Genomic DNA, 15522 nt, shown 5'->3' with positions numbered 1-15522 from the left:
TGGGAAACAACCAGGAATAACGAGAAGGCTAGTATTAATTGGATGTTTGATGTAGATAACGCCCGGTCGAAACTCAACCGAGCTTATAAGTTTTTAAACAGTCAGAATTAAATGGAATTAGTACTAGTACCTATCCCCTAGGATCATTAAGCTTTTAAGCGTAGTGACAAGTCGAGCGCTTTAACGTGTTTAGTGAGTGCGCCTACTGATATATAGTCGACCCCGGTTTGGGCGAATGTGGCTAGGGTGTCTAGGGTTACATTGCCAGACACTTCCAGTTTTGCGCCTTGGCCTTTGTCTTTATAACGATGATTAATGCTGACAGCATCGACCATCATGGTGACGTCGAAATTATCGAGCATAATAATGTCGGCACCGCCGTCGAGCGCTTGGGTTAGCTCGTCGAGTGATTCAACTTCGACTTCTACTGGTTTGGTATTGTCTAGCACGCGGGCTGCGTTAATGGCTTGGGAAATACCGCCGCAGGCCATGATGTGGTTTTCTTTGATTAAAAACGCATCGAACAAGCCAATGCGATGGTTTTTGCCGCCGCCACAAGTTACCGCATATTTTTGCGCGGTACGTAAACCCGGAATGGTTTTGCGGGTGTCGAGTAAACGGGTGTGAGTGCCAGAGAGTTTGTCGACATAATGTTTGGTGAGTGTTGCCGTGCCAGACAAGGTTTGAATAAAGTTCATTGCGGTGCGCTCGCCGGTTAAAATGGCGCGAGCCGGGCCTGACAACTCACACAATACCTGGTTAGGTACAATTAGATCGCCGTCGTCTACGTGCCAGTGCAGCACCACTTCACCGCCGAGTTGGTTAAACACTTGTTCAGCCCAGGCTTTGCCACAAAATACGCCGTCTTCGCGGGTGATTAAGCTGCCTGATACGTGTTTGTCAGCAGGAATGAGTTGTGCGGTAATGTCTGCCGTTAGCATGTCGTTGATGGTGTTGTGAGCGCTGTGGCCTAAGTCTTCATCGAGTGCTGTTTTTACTGCGTGGCGGATGTCATTTTCTAACATAAGCAAAGTCCTTGCTAAAGAGCGTGATAGGGTAAAATGATGCCTCATTACTGGCGCGGTCAATTACCAAAAAACATTGATATAAGATTACCATATTTAGGTGTTAGACAGACACTCACTAATGGCATTTTTTAGCATTGGTATTGATGGGTATAAAATTGGTATAAGTGTTAAATTGAGTTTGTAGATTTTGAATTAAGGTTGCTATGGCTACTGAAGTATTAGTTAACGGTTGGCTTGACCGCGCGCGTAAGTGTGTGTCGCCCCATTTTAATCAACGGCCAGAGGGCGAAGTGAGCTTACTGGTGATCCATAACATAAGTTTGCCTGCAGGCTGCTTTGGTTTGCCGCACATTGATGGTTTGTTTCAGGGCTGTTTAGACATTGATGCTGATGAGAGCTTTGCTGAACTGGCTGGTTTGCAGGTGTCTGCTCATTTTTTGATACGCCGAGATGGTGAGGTGGTGCAATATGTCAGTTGTGATGACAGAGCCTGGCATGCTGGCGTGTCGACTTTTAATGGGCGCAGCGGTTGCAATGATTTTGCGATTGGGATTGAAATGGAAGGCACAGATACAAGCGGCTATACCGATGAGCAATATCAACAATTAACACTGTTAACATTGGCCTTAATGGCGCAGTATCCTATGATTACGTTAGCAAACATTGTGGGCCATTGTGACATCGCTCCCGGACGTAAAACCGACCCTGGTGTTAGCTTTGATTGGTTACGTTATCAAGCGGCCGTGTCTGCGGCGAGGGGTTAACTAACCTCAACTGGCGTGAATACGGTAGATATGGCTTTATTGAGTATGGGCAATTTACGGTCGACCATAGGTAAAAAAGGATATTCATGGCGTTATTTTCATTGTTAGTGGCGATTTTAGCAGAGCGACTTAAATTGTTGCCGCGTTCATTGCAGTTTGATTGTTTGATGGATCGCTACCATAAACAATTTTGGGATGCAGATTCTCTGGCGTCTGAGTTTGGCGTGGTGATGGCATTGCTGTTACCTGCGTTGGTTGTGTTTGTGGTGAGCCAACTGCTGCAAGGTATGTTGTTTGATTTACTTAGCTTGGCATTTTGGGTGTTAGTGTCGATGATTTGTTTTAGCCATCAACATTTGCGCGAGGTATTTAAACAGTACGTGCAGGCTGCTTGTCGTGGCGATGTGCAAGCGTGTTATCGCTATGCTGGGCAACTTGATTGCAGCGAATGTATCGATGTGGTTGATGAGCAGGACTTAGGCCAAAAAGTGGGTCAAACCGTGGCGTGGATTAATTACCGTTATTATGGTGCGGTTGCATTGTTTTTGATTTTTTTTGGTCCTGCAGGCGCCGTGTTGTATTGCACTGTGCGTTTTTTTAGCGACTTTAAGGCTAAACAGTGCATTGATATGCCATTAGTGAATGATTTACTTGCCTTGCTTGATTGGCTGCCAAGCCGGGTGTTTAGTTTTGGTTATGTATTAAGTGGCCAATTTAATTCGGGGTTGCGGATGTGGACCGCCTATGGATTGAGGCTTAAATGTGACGCCAAAACGATAGTGACTCAAACAGCGGTGGCGGCAGAGTCTTTACCGGAGGCGGGCAATGCACCGATAAGTGTGCAGTCTACTTTAGCCTTATTGGCATTAAGCAAGCGTAACTTTATTTTACTATTAACGTTAGTGTCGGTATTAACCATTTTTGGTTTTGTGAGTTAGTTGGGAGCGAGGTTCTAGGTGCGAGTGCGGACTGCGTCCTGCTAGGTTGCTGCGCTTCTAGGACAGCTTCGCTGCTGAGATTTTATCGTTCTAGCAGCGTAGCGCTCTAGTTTCTAGTTCCTAGATTCTAGCACTTTCGGGTAAATGGTCTGACCCCTTTTACGCAAATATCAGTTATGCTCGTTGATTAAGCGTTTTAAACAAAGTTGAGCTGTTTTGTCTATAAGCTGATAACTAGACACAGCCTGTATGATTTGATAAAGTGCGCTATCTCAAATTAATTGGTAAGACCAATTGACAATTGCTTGTTTAGGGAGCAGAGCGCCAGATGGCTTATAGTAAGATTACCCAGCCAAAAATTTCTGATGTGATCATGGAGCAGTTAGAGCGCATGATCCTTGAAGGCAGTTTGCAGCCAGGCCAGAAACTCCCTCCCGAACGTGAACTTGCGGTGCAATTTGAAGTGTCTCGTCCTTCATTGCGTGAGGCCATTCAAAAGTTAGAAGCCAAAGGCTTGCTTATGCGCCGTCAAGGCGGCGGCACCTATGTAAAAGAACAACTCTGGCAAAGTCTTGCCGATCCTATCGTTGAATTAATGCATAACGACTCTGAAAGCCAGTACGACTTGCTCGAGTTTCGTCACGCCACTGAAGGCATGATGGCGTATTTTGCTGCATTACGTGGTACCGATGCGGATATGCAAAACATTAATAACCGAATTATTGAAGTTGAGTCGGCAACTAATATAGAAGCCAAAGCGGATGCGATAGTGCGTTTTTATCGTGCGGTTGCTGAGGCATCACACAATGTTGCCATGCTTCATTTAGTATTAAGTTTAACCCCAGTGCTGCATAAAAATGTTGCACAAAATCTGGAGCTTTTAAGCAGACGCGAAGAGGCTTCAACCATGGCAAGTGATCACAGACGGGCATTATTGGCAGCGATTGTACGCCGAGACCCAGATGCTGCACGTGAAGCTTCGAACGAGCATTTAAGCTATATCGAAGAGGTCATGCTATCAGTAAGAGAAGAAGACAGTCGGTTGCAGCGTAGTTTGCGCCGCTTAAAGAGTGGTGGATAGGCCAAGCTCTTTTCGCGCCTAGCCTGACACTTTTCATTCAATTATAAAACCTACTCTACATACCCTTAACAGGCGAAGTAGATAAAACGTATAGGAAAGACTACCAATGTCTGAACATTTGCTAAAAGATATTGATCCACAAGAAACAAACGAGTGGTTGTCTGCTTTAGAATCAGTGGTACGTGAAGAAGGCGTTGAGCGCGCTCAGTACCTTCTTGAGCAAGTATTGGATAAAGCCCGTTTAGATGGCGTAGATATGCCAACGGGTGTAACCACTAACTATATCAATACCATTGCGACTAAAGACGAGCCTGCCTACCCAGGTGATACCACGCTTGAGCGTCGTATCCGCTCTATTATTCGTTGGAACGCAATTATGATTGTATTGCGTGCATCGAAAAAAGATTTAGAGCTTGGCGGCCATATGGCGTCTTACCAGTCTTCTGCGGCGTTTTACGAAACCTGTTTTAACCATTTCTTCCGCGCACCGAATGAAAAAGACGGCGGCGATTTAGTGTATTATCAAGGCCACATCTCTCCTGGTATTTATGCCCGTGCTTTTGTTGAAGGTCGTTTAACGGCTGAGCAACTTGATAACTTCCGTCAAGAAGTGGATGGTAACGGTATTCCATCGTACCCACACCCTAAATTAATGCCTGAGTTTTGGCAGTTCCCAACGGTATCTATGGGCTTAGGCCCAATGTCGGCTATCTATCAAGCGCGTTTTTTAAAGTACCTTGATGGTCGTGGCTTAAAAGACACCTCTGCTCAGCGTGTTTATGCCTTTTTAGGTGACGGTGAGATGGATGAGCCTGAATCACGCGGGGCAATTTCGTTTGCATCTCGTGAAAAGCTAGACAACTTATGTTTCCTTATTAACTGTAACCTACAGCGTCTAGACGGCCCAGTAATGGGTAACGGTAAAATCATTCAAGAGCTTGAAGGTTTATTCCGTGGTGCAGGTTGGAACGTAGTAAAAGTGATTTGGGGTAACAACTGGGATGCATTAATTGCTAAAGATACCTCAGGTAAGTTACTGCAACTGATGAACGAAACCGTTGACGGCGATTACCAGACCTTTAAGTCAAAAGATGGCGCTTATGTACGTGAGCACTTCTTTGGTAAGTACCCAGAAACTGCGGCATTAGTGTCTGACATGACCGATGCACAAATTTTCGCGCTTAAGCGTGGTGGTCATGAACCATCTAAGCTCTTTGCAGCTTATAAAAACGCCCAAGAAACCAAAGGTCGTCCAACGGTTATTTTAGCTAAAACCGTTAAAGGTTACGGCATGGGTGAAGCGGCAGAAGGCAAAAACATTGCTCACCAAGTGAAGAAAATGGACATGACTCACGTACTACAATTACGTGATCGTTTGGGCCTACAAGATTTATTAACTGATGATGCAGTTGAGTCGCTCACTTATTTAACCCTTGAAGAAGGCTCAAAAGAGCACGAGTATTTACATGCTCGTCGTAAAGCGCTTCATGGTTACACACCACAGCGTTTACCTAACTTTACTGAAGCGTTGACCCTGCCAGCACTTGAAGAGTTCACACCGCTGCTTGAAGAGCAAAAGCGTGAAATTTCGTCAACCATGGCGTTTGTACGTACTTTAAATATTTTGCTTAAAGACAAAGGCATTGGCAAAAACATTGTGCCAATTATTGCCGACGAAGCGCGTACTTTTGGTATGGAAGGCTTGTTCCGCCAAATTGGTATTTATAACCCATCAGGTCAAACTTATACCCCTGAAGATCGTGGCGTAGTGTCTTACTATAAAGAGGCGACTTCAGGCCAAGTATTGCAAGAGGGTATTAACGAGTTAGGTGCTATGTCTTCTTGGGTGGCTGCGGCAACCTCATACAGCACCAACAACTTACCGATGATCCCATTCTATATTTACTACTCTATGTTTGGTTTCCAACGTGTAGGTGATATGGCGTGGATGGCAGGCGATCAGCAAGCTCGTGGCTTCTTATTAGGTGCGACCGCTGGCCGTACTACTCTTAACGGTGAAGGTTTACAGCATGAAGATGGCCACAGCCATGTTCAAGCCAGCACGATTCCTAACTGTATCTCTTATGATCCAACGTTTGCTTATGAAGTTGCGGTGATCATTCAAGACGGTATTCGTCGCATGTATGGCGATCAGGAAAACGTGTTCTACTACTTAACCCTAATGAACGAAAACTACGCTATGCCAGCTATGCCAGCGGGTAGCGAAGAAGGTATTCGTAAAGGTATTTATAAGCTTGAGTCGCACAAAGGCAGCAAAAAAGTGCAGCTAATGAGCTCGGGCACCATTATGAATGAAGTACGTAAAGCGGCGCAGATTTTGAGTGAAGAATATGATGTGGCATCAGACGTATTCTCTGTAACGTCATTTAACGAGTTAGCTCGTGATGGCCAGGATGCTGAGCGTTACAACATGCTGCACCCTGAAGCGGCTGAAAAGCAAGCTTATATTTCTACCGTTATGGGCAGCGAGCCTGCGATTGCAGCAACCGACTACATGAAGAACTATGCTGAGCAAGTACGTGCTTACATGCCATCTGTTTCTTACAAAGTATTAGGTACTGATGGTTTTGGTCGTTCAGATAGTCGTGAAAACTTACGTCGTCACTTTGAAGTCAACGCAGGTTATGTGGTTGTGGCCGCATTAGCCGAGCTTGCTAAGCGTGGCGAAATCGAGAAGTCGGTTGTGACTCAAGCGATTGCTAAGTTTGGTATCGACACTGAAAAGACAAACCCGTTATACGCATAAGAGGCTAGATAAAATGGCAATTGAAATTAATGTTCCTGATATCGGTGCGGATGAGGTTGAAGTGACTGAGATCCTTGTTAGCGTAGGCGACAAGGTGGAAGTAGAGCAGTCTCTTATCAGCGTTGAAGGCGATAAAGCGGCAATGGAAGTTCCCGCTTCTGCTGCCGGTATCGTGAAAGAAATTAAAGTGAAAGTGGGCGATAAAGTGGCCACTGATTCGTTAATTATGATTTTTGAATCAGACGCTGCGCCTGCTGCAGCGCCACAAGTCGCAGCGGCAGCACCACAAGCGGCTGCGCCAGTTGCAGCCGCAGCTCCAACGCTTAAAGACGTTAACGTGCCAGATATTGGCGGCGATGAAGTGTCTGTGACTGAAATTTTAGTTAACGTGGGCGACAGTATTACTGAAGAGCAATCGCTATTAAGCGTTGAAGGCGATAAAGCAGCGATGGAAGTCCCTGCTCCGTTTGCTGGGGTGCTTAAAGAAATTAAAGTGGCCGTTGGCGATAAAGTTTCGACTGGCTCACTTGTAATGGTATTTGAAGTCGCGGGTAGTGCACCTGCTGCGGCTCCTGCAACACAAGCCGCTCCAGCGGTAGTACCTGCTGCAACCGCAGCCGCGGTTCAGGATATCAATGTACCTGATATCGGTGGCGACGAAGTAGTTGTGACCGAAGTAATGGTAAAAGTGGGTGACACAGTTGCCGAAGAGCAGTCTTTAATTAGCGTTGAAGGCGATAAAGCGGCGATGGAAGTACCAGCACCGTTTGCAGGTACCGTTAAGTCAATTATTGTTAGCCAAGGCGATAAAGTATCAACTGGCTCATTAATTATGACCTTTGAAGTTGCGGGTAGCGCGCCAGCTGCGGCTCCTGCTCCTGTGGCTAGCGCACCGGTTGCAGCAACCTCAGCGCCTGCGCAAACGGCGTCTGCAGCAAAAGAAGATTTTGTTGAAAACAGTGCTTATGCCCATGCATCACCTGTTATTCGCCGCATGGCTCGTGAGCTTGGTGTTAACCTCGCTAACGTTAAAGGCTCTGGCCGCAAAGGTCGTGTGGTTAAAGAAGACGTGCAAAACTACGTGAAAGCGGCAGTTAAGCAAGTTGAATCTGGTGCGGTTAAATCTGCCAGCAATGGCGGCGGTGAGCTAAATTTACTTGCATGGCCAAAAGTAGACTTTAACAAGTTTGGCGAAACTGAAGTTAAGCCATTATCACGTATCCAGAAGATTTCTGGTGCTAATCTACACCGTAACTGGGTGAAAATCCCGCATGTTACTCAGTGGGATGATGCTGATATTACTGAGCTTGAAGCGTTCCGTCAGGCGCAAAATGCTGCAGAAGCGAAGAAAGATTCTGGCATGAAGATCACGCCATTAGTGTTCATCATGAAAGCGGCTGCTAAAGCATTAGAAGCCTATCCAACGTTTAACTCTTCATTGTCAGAAGATGGCGAAAGCTTAATTTTGAAGAAGTACGTTAACATTGGTATTGCGGTTGATACGCCAAATGGTCTTGTGGTGCCTGTATTTAAAGACGTTAACAAAAAAGGCATTCATGAGCTGTCGAACGAGCTTAAAGTCGTTTCGAAAAAAGCCCGCGACGGTAAGCTAACTGCATCTGACATGCAAGGGGGCTGCTTCACCATTTCAAGCTTAGGTGGTATTGGTGGTACAGCATTTACACCAATCGTCAATGCGCCAGAAGTGGCCATTCTTGGTGTGTCTAAGTCTGACTTTAAGCCTGTGTGGAATGGTAAAGAATTTACCCCACGCTTAATGCTACCATTGTCGCTATCATACGATCACCGTGTGATAGATGGTGCAGATGGTGCAAGGTTCATTACTTATTTGAACCAGTGCTTATCAGATATTCGTACCTTAGTGCTTTAATACCAATAGGCTGCTTGATTATTCAAGCAGCCTTTTTTGTTTACAGCGTGATACCAATCAATCCGTCTTTCTAGGATTGTGATTCGTGTCAAACAAAGTGTAAAATGCGGTCAGCTTACACGATCTGGCCACGAGGCGGTATCACCGTCAATAGCAAAGGATAGAGGAAAACATGAGTAACGAAATTAAAACTCAGGTAGTTGTATTAGGCGCGGGCCCTGCAGGTTATTCAGCGGCTTTTCGTGCTGCGGACCTAGGCTTAGAAACCGTCATTATTGAACGTTACAGCACCTTAGGTGGCGTATGTTTAAATGTGGGGTGTATCCCATCTAAAGCATTATTACACGTATCTAAAGTCATCGAAGAAGCAAAAACTGTGGCAGCTCACGGTGTAAGCTTTGGCGAGCCACAAATTGATTTAGATAAATTACGCAGCTATAAAGAAAAAGTTATCGGCCAACTAACCGGTGGCTTAGGTGGCATGGCTAAAATGCGTAAAGTGACAGTGGTTAACGGCTTAGGTAAATTTACCGGCCCAAATACCATTGAAGTACAAGGTGAAGATGGCGTTAAAGTCGTTAACTTTGACAACGCGATTATTGCCGCAGGTTCTCGTCCTATTAAATTGCCATTTATTCCACACGAAGACCCACGCATTTGGGATTCTACCGATGCGCTAGAGTTGAAAGAAGTGCCTTGTAAGTTATTGGTAATGGGTGGTGGTATTATTGGTCTAGAAATGGGCACAGTTTACTCATCACTAGGTAGTGAAATTGACGTGGTTGAAATGTTCGACCAAGTTATTCCTGCTGCCGACAAAGACATTGTTCAAGTTTTCACTAAGAAGATTAAAAACAAGTTTAACCTAATGCTAGAAACCAAAGTGACTGCGGTTGAAGCTAAAGACGATGGCATTTATGTATCGATGGAAGGCAAAAAAGCACCTGCTGAGCCAGTTCGTTACGATGCAGTATTAGTGGCTATTGGCCGTGCGCCAAATGGTAAGTCTTTAGATGCTGAAAAAGCGGGCGTTAATGTAGATGAGCGCGGCTTTATCAATGTTGATAAGCAATTACGTACTAACGTACCGCACATTTATGCTATTGGTGACATCGTTGGTCAACCTATGCTTGCACACAAAGGCGTGCATGAAGGCCACGTAGCTGCTGAAGTGATTGCTGGTATGAAGCACTACTTTGACCCGAAAGTGATCCCATCGATTGCCTATACTGACCCAGAAGTTGCATGGGTTGGTGTAACAGAGAAAGAAGCGAAAGAGCAAGGTTTGTCTTACGAAGTTGCTAAGTTCCCATGGGCAGCCTCTGGCCGTGCAATCGCATCTGATGCAAGCGACGGTATGACTAAGTTAATTTTCGACAAAGACACTCACCGTGTGATTGGTGGTGCTATTGTTGGTGTTAACGGTGGTGAATTATTAGGTGAAATTGGCCTAGCGATTGAAATGGGTTGCGATGCTGAAGATTTAGCATTAACTATTCATGCTCACCCAACGTTACATGAGTCAGTAGGTTTAGCCGCAGAGTTATATGAAGGTTCAATTACTGATTTACCTAACCCAAAAGCGGTTAAGAAGAAGTAATACCGGTTAGTCGCTACACATTAAAGCACTCCTTATTTGGGGTGCTTTTTTTTGATATTTTTTTTAAGCTTCAGCCTAGGCAGCTCAATAATGACCTTTGCTTTGATAGGGTATTGTTGATGCGTTAATCCTCGTGAGTAATAGTATATTGTGTACTCAAAATCATTAAGTAAGCCTGCTACTTTTTAATAAACAAACGCTACTTTTTATTTTTGCGGACAATCAAGAAAATGGAGCCATGATTACGATGTGAAATAATACCAATTCCACTAATTATCTGGTCATTCAGCGGGAATTCTGTGCCTTCTAGGCAAGTAATAGGATTGTAGGCATAGTTGCTCTCGGCAACTGCTCCTGCGTTGCTCTACCTCCTGCATCCATGCAGTCGTACGTCAAAATACTATTAAGCAGCATAGAAGGCACAGAAACCCGCCTTGCAGGAGACGCTCAGACAGTCCATTTCTTTGTTGCATTGCCTTAGAAGGGAATAACCATTATTTCAACAATGCGCCTCAAACTGAACAGTCTGAGCGACTCTGATTGGTCACATAATTAATGGAAATGGTATAAGTTATTTTCTTCGAGCTAAATTGATGATGTAGTGAGGAGGATAAATCACCATCTATCATATACTTGCTTACAATATGGTATGCCAATTATAGATTCGTTTTGTTTATTACCGATAAAATATTACGCAGATATGCATCTGACTCATTAAACGGGTGACTTTGTTAAGCTATTAATGTTAAAACATTAAATGATTGTCTTGGTTTTGCTGCATTATCCTGGCTTCAATGAGTGATGCCTGTTTTGGATGTATTTTTTAGGCAAGTTGCCTGTGGTTATCATGTTAAGGTTAAGCGAATTTTATGATTAGAGCGGTTAGCTATTGTATAAGTTGTGTGATGCTATTTATTTTGGCCGCAATGCCTGTGCGCGGGGCCGATATCATTCAACGTGTCTTTAACGCAAAAGATGGTTTGGCAAACGCAAGAATTCAAGATATCAGCTTTGATCGTTATGGTTATGTATGGCTTGCGACTCAAGAGGGATTATATCGAGTCAGTAATAGCAAGGTTAGGCGTATCGATAAAGTGGGTTTTGATTCGGTACTCGACGATGAGCTAACCACCTCTGTCATCAACTCAGGCCCAGATCACTTACTTATTGGTACTCAATCGTCATTGTATTTGTACAGTATCATTGATAATCAATTTCGCTTATTGCTTAACCCTGAAGCCAATGAAGTAAGCAACTTGAATAAGAGTATTCGAGTTGTTGCTTACCAAAGACAATTAGATAACCAATTATTGTTACTCAGTTATTCTGGTCAAGTATACTATTTTGATGATGAAACTCAGTCATTAAGTGTATCGACCAAACACCATTTAAACCGCGATTTAGCCTGGATAAATGCCTTACAACTGCATAATGGCCAGTATGTGTTTACGACTAAAAGTGAGCTGCAAATTCATCATGCTGATGGCAGCTTTTTAGGGCGTTTTCCGTGGAGTGATAAAAACGGATTAATCAAAAAAATATTTCAAGACAAGCAACATCGAGTTTGGTTGCTCACCTCAAATGGTTTGTATCAAGTTTTTCCTGATTCTTTAACATTAAAAGCCATAAATGAAATCCCTTATTTTGTTGAGCAAATGACTGAGGATCTCAATGGCGATTTGTGGATTTCAAGTCGCAGCGGTTTAATCTTTTGGCAACAGCAAAATAATCAGATTTTGGTTTATAAAGATGAGTTAAAACAAAAAGCTAATATCGACTATATTCATGATATTGCTGTGGATGCAGATGGCTTAATATGGGTCGGTGGTTCTGGCGATGGCTTGGCAGTTGTGGCCGGAAAACCGGCTTTTCTCCTGGATAAGTACTCTAGTAAATCGTCTTACAAATTGGCAAATGAAATGGTTTGGTCAATTTACATCGAAGGCGACAAAATATGGTTTGGAGCTGATGGTCGTTTATCTGTTGTAGAGGGTAAAGGAGTGTCGACAACCGTAATCCCGGCAGGGCTCAAGATAAGCGACAGCATATACACGCTTGCCTCTTTGGATGAAAACCATATTGCATTAGGGACGACAAACGGCCTGTATGTGGTTAATAAAAATACCAACATAGGGACTGATTTTGCAACCTGGAGTGGGGGTAAAGAGTCGTTAAGCGGTAAAGTTATCGTTAAGCTGTACCGTGACAAGCTCATGCCGCAGCGGTTATGGATTGGCACTAATAAAGGGCTTTATTATTGGCAAGATGGCAATAAAGATCTTGTGCTTGAGCCGTTGGTTGGCGACGACACTCAATTTACTAATACCTGGTACAGTGACTTTTTACGGGATAGCCGTGGCCGATTATGGCTCTCTGGAGGAAAAGTTTTTGGTTATGTGGACGTTGATGGGGTTTTTCATTCGCAGTTAGGCTTATTTAGTGAATTAGAAAATAAGCCAATGATTAATTCTTTATTGCAAGTTGAACCCAACGTACTGTGGCTTGGCACAACGCAACAAGGGATTATTGAGCTCAACACCCAAACTAATGCAACTAAATCACTGGATCAGCAATGGAAAATCGATTGTAAGGTCGTGTACTTTTTACAAGACACTGCCACCGAGCATATTGTTGGGTGTGCAAGTGCACTGGTTAAAATTAACAAGACAACAGGAAAGGTTAGCTCATTTAGCCATAAAGATGGGTTTATTTCGGACGAATTTAATGAGTCGGCCAAGTTTTATGCCCCTGAAAAAGGCTTTTTTATTGGTACGCCAGACGGTGCCATGTTAATTGATTTAGATAAACTAGCGCCACGTACCGTTAACGATAAAGTGATTCTTGAATCTGTCTCGGTTTTTTATGAAGACAGCACTGCAGTGTATCTTATTCCTAGCCAATTAACTCAAGTTGAACCTGGTGCGAGCCTGATTAGCTTTCAGATTGCCATGTTAGATTATTTAGACGACACCCCAATGACATTGCAATATCGATTGGCAAAAGAGGGGGCTGATGCGGGCAATTATTTATTGCTCGAGGGGCAATCTCAAATAAACATTACCGGCTTAAGTGCGGGCGAATATAGCTTAGATCTCTTATACAAGCGTAATGGTGTTTGGACCAGTGAGCCATTTCAATATTCTTTTAAGGTAAAACAATTTTGGTGGAAGTCTCAACAGTTTAAAGGCGCGTTACTGTTTGCCTTATTATTATTAGCCGTGATGCTTTTGTTATATAGACAACGCCAAGTGAGTCGTTTTAAGCAAATAAATACCGCATTAATGCAAAGTGACGAGCGTTTACAGCAGGCATTAAAGGGCAGTGATTCTGATTTATGGGAGTGGCATAACGATTCTCAGATATTGTCACTCGATAATCGCGGTGGGGTGCTTGGTTCTACCCCATTTATACGGATTGCTCTGCAAGATATTCCTGTTCATCCAGATGATAAGTTTCGCCTTGATGCGGCCTGGGCTGATTTTGCCAAAGGTAAAACAGACTCGATCAATATTGAATATCGCTACCAAAATTCACATGACAACAAATGGCACTGGTTACGCATAAAGGGAAGGGCGATTGAGGTTGCTTCTAATGGCAAACAATTGCTCCATGCGGCGGGTATGTACACAGACATCACCCAGCAAAGAATGCTTGAAAGTGAGGCAAATTTACTTGCTCAAGCATTTGAAAACACCTCAGAAGGTATGCTGATTTTAGATGCCAATAAAGACATCAAAATTAGCAATGCCGCTGCAAGTTTAATTTTAGCCGCACATCAGCGTGATTTAGTGGGTAAACCATTTATTGACTTAGTGGCAACAACGGTAGAACCCTTTGATTTAGAAGACGTGTTTGATAAAGAGCGTTTTTGGACGGGTGAAAGTGAGTTTTACTGTATTGACGGCAGCCTCTGCCCGGTATGGATGAACGTATCGACCATGGCTAATAGTAGTGCCGAATCATTGCATTATGTTGTGGTGTTTTCTGATATTACTGAGCGTAAGCATAATGAGCAGCACTTACGTAGATTGGCAAATAATGACATGCTTACTGGTTTGGCTAATCGGTCAATGTTTTCTAGGCGATTAGGGCAAATTATTGAAACGGCAAAACAAAATAACGAAACATTGGCGTTATTATTTTTAGATCTTGACCGCTTTAAACATGTAAATGATTCCTATGGGCACAGCATGGGCGATGCATTACTGGTTGAGGCCGCCAATCGGCTGCAAGCTTGCTTATCTGAAGAGCATTTGCTGTGTCGTTTTGGCGGAGATGAATTTGTTATTTTATTACGCGACGCCAAAGATATCGATACGATTAACCACACCGCCCAACAGTTATTACAGCAAATAGAGATGCCTTTTAAACTTTATGGTAGAGAGTTTTTTATCTCAACCAGTATAGGCATTAGTATTTGGTCTGGTGATGAACAAACACCAGAAACGCTGATCAAAAATGCTGACTTGGCAATGTACCATGCAAAAGAAGAAGGTCGGGGGAATTTTCAATATTATTCAGCCGAGCGTAACGCCGAGGCTCTTTATCATTTACGTTTAGAAGCCGATCTGCACAAAGCCATTGCGTGTAATGAATTTGAACTGCACTACCAACCTCAGGTAAATGTTAGTACAAATCGACTCTCGGGCGTTGAGGCGCTTATTCGTTGGCGCCACCCTGTTGATGGCCTAGTGCGCCCTGACGTGTTTATTGGTATTGCAGAGTCATGCGGATTAATTGTCGAAATAGATCGTTGGGTACTCACCCAAGCCTGCATTGATGGGGCTAAGTGGTGTCGCGAAGTTCAACATGATCTCCTTGTGTCGGTTAACGTTTCAGCTATGCACTTTAGGCAACCAGACTTTATCGATTTTTTAACTGCAACGCTTCAAAAAACCGGTATGCCAGCCAAATGCCTGTCAGTTGAGATCACTGAAGGGGTGTTAATGAAAGAGATAGAAATTGCCACTCAACATTTATTAGCGCTTAAGCAACTTGGGGTAGATGTTGCCATTGATGACTTTGGTACGGGATATTCGTCGTTGGCATATTTGCGCTCGTTTAAAGTGAATACGCTTAAAATTGACAGGTCGTTTTTGATCCACATTGACCAAAATCAGGCCGATCAGGCAATTGTGAGTAGTATTATTGAATTAGCCCGAAATTTATCATTAGAGGTGATTGCGGAAGGGGTTGAAACGCCTGAGCAACTTGCGCAGCTGGTTCAGCGTGGCTGTCATATTATTCAAGGGTATTATTTCGCTAAACCTATGCCCAAAGTTGAACTTGAACAACATATGAAACAATACCAATAAATAAGCGCGGCGAATGGATTGTCGCCGAGCAATTTAAACAGCTTAAGCTTAGCCAAAGACTCGCCCAACAAAGCTAAATTGGTTTTTTAGCCGGACCCTTTATTTATCGATGATGTGTGCTCGGTGAACGGCCTTTTA

General features: G+C 43.7%; 8 protein-coding genes. 7 read left to right on the top strand and 1 reads right to left on the bottom strand.

The window, feature by feature from the left end; translation table 11 throughout:
• Window positions 1–146: 146 nt before the first annotated feature.
• Window positions 147–1025, bottom strand: a complete 879-nt coding sequence (nadC, locus tag IEW93_RS12515) for a carboxylating nicotinate-nucleotide diphosphorylase (protein WP_188739664.1) — start codon at window positions 1023–1025, stop codon at window positions 147–149.
• A 206-nt stretch (window positions 1026–1231) separates the two neighbouring features.
• Here nadC and ampD point away from each other — a divergent pair, with 206 nt between their 5' ends.
• The 7 genes from ampD to IEW93_RS12480 all read left to right on the top strand — a co-directional run bounded on the left by ampD (window position 1232) and on the right by IEW93_RS12480 (window position 15384).
• The gene (ampD, locus tag IEW93_RS12510) at window positions 1232–1792 is read left to right on the top strand and encodes a 1,6-anhydro-N-acetylmuramyl-L-alanine amidase AmpD (protein ID WP_188739663.1); all 561 of its coding nucleotides are present in this window, start codon (window positions 1232–1234) and stop codon (window positions 1790–1792) included.
• 86 nt (window positions 1793–1878) lie between these two features.
• The gene (gene ampE / locus IEW93_RS12505; protein ID WP_188739662.1) at window positions 1879–2730 is read left to right on the top strand and encodes a beta-lactamase regulator AmpE; all 852 of its coding nucleotides are present in this window, start codon (window positions 1879–1881) and stop codon (window positions 2728–2730) included.
• Between the two features lie 328 nt (window positions 2731–3058).
• Entirely contained in the window at window positions 3059–3811 is a 753-nt protein-coding gene (gene pdhR, locus IEW93_RS12500) for a pyruvate dehydrogenase complex transcriptional repressor PdhR (RefSeq protein ID WP_188739661.1), read from the top strand.
• A 106-nt stretch (window positions 3812–3917) separates the two neighbouring features.
• Window positions 3918–6578 carry a pyruvate dehydrogenase (acetyl-transferring), homodimeric type gene (gene aceE / locus IEW93_RS12495; RefSeq protein ID WP_188739660.1) on the top strand — a complete coding sequence of 887 codons (2661 nt, stop codon included), beginning with the start codon at window positions 3918–3920 and terminating at the stop codon, window positions 6576–6578.
• A gap of 13 nt (window positions 6579–6591) precedes the next feature.
• Window positions 6592–8469: a pyruvate dehydrogenase complex dihydrolipoyllysine-residue acetyltransferase gene (gene aceF / locus IEW93_RS12490; RefSeq protein ID WP_188739659.1), complete on the top strand. Its 1878-nt coding sequence runs from the start codon at window positions 6592–6594 to the stop codon at window positions 8467–8469.
• Window positions 8470–8641: 172 nt separating this feature from the next.
• Window positions 8642–10069 carry a dihydrolipoyl dehydrogenase gene (gene lpdA, locus IEW93_RS12485; RefSeq protein WP_188739658.1) on the top strand — a complete coding sequence of 476 codons (1428 nt, stop codon included), beginning with the start codon at window positions 8642–8644 and terminating at the stop codon, window positions 10067–10069.
• A gap of 905 nt (window positions 10070–10974) precedes the next feature.
• The gene (locus IEW93_RS12480) at window positions 10975–15384 is read left to right on the top strand and encodes an EAL domain-containing protein (RefSeq protein ID WP_223419208.1); all 4410 of its coding nucleotides are present in this window, start codon (window positions 10975–10977) and stop codon (window positions 15382–15384) included.
• Window positions 15385–15522 lie beyond the last annotated feature (138 nt).

Source organism: Shewanella inventionis, from assembly GCF_014641855.1.
GTDB classification, from domain to species: domain Bacteria; phylum Pseudomonadota; class Gammaproteobacteria; order Enterobacterales; family Shewanellaceae; genus Shewanella; species Shewanella inventionis.
This window is presented reverse-complemented; position numbering and strand designations above follow the sequence as displayed.

Bases quoted from the DNA above. Each gene is read 5' to 3' on its own strand.
- nadC (WP_188739664.1), bottom strand. From the start codon at position 1,025: ATGTTAGAAAATGACATCCGCCACGCAGTAAAAACAGCACTCGATGAA.
- ampD (WP_188739663.1), top strand. From the start codon at position 1,232: ATGGCTACTGAAGTATTAGTTAACGGTTGGCTTGACCGCGCGCGTAAG.
- ampE (WP_188739662.1), top strand. From the start codon at position 1,879: ATGGCGTTATTTTCATTGTTAGTGGCGATTTTAGCAGAGCGACTTAAA.
- pdhR (WP_188739661.1), top strand. From the start codon at position 3,059: ATGGCTTATAGTAAGATTACCCAGCCAAAAATTTCTGATGTGATCATG.
- aceE (WP_188739660.1), top strand. From the start codon at position 3,918: ATGTCTGAACATTTGCTAAAAGATATTGATCCACAAGAAACAAACGAG.
- aceF (WP_188739659.1), top strand. From the start codon at position 6,592: ATGGCAATTGAAATTAATGTTCCTGATATCGGTGCGGATGAGGTTGAA.
- lpdA (WP_188739658.1), top strand. From the start codon at position 8,642: ATGAGTAACGAAATTAAAACTCAGGTAGTTGTATTAGGCGCGGGCCCT.
- IEW93_RS12480 (WP_223419208.1), top strand. From the start codon at position 10,975: ATGCTATTTATTTTGGCCGCAATGCCTGTGCGCGGGGCCGATATCATT.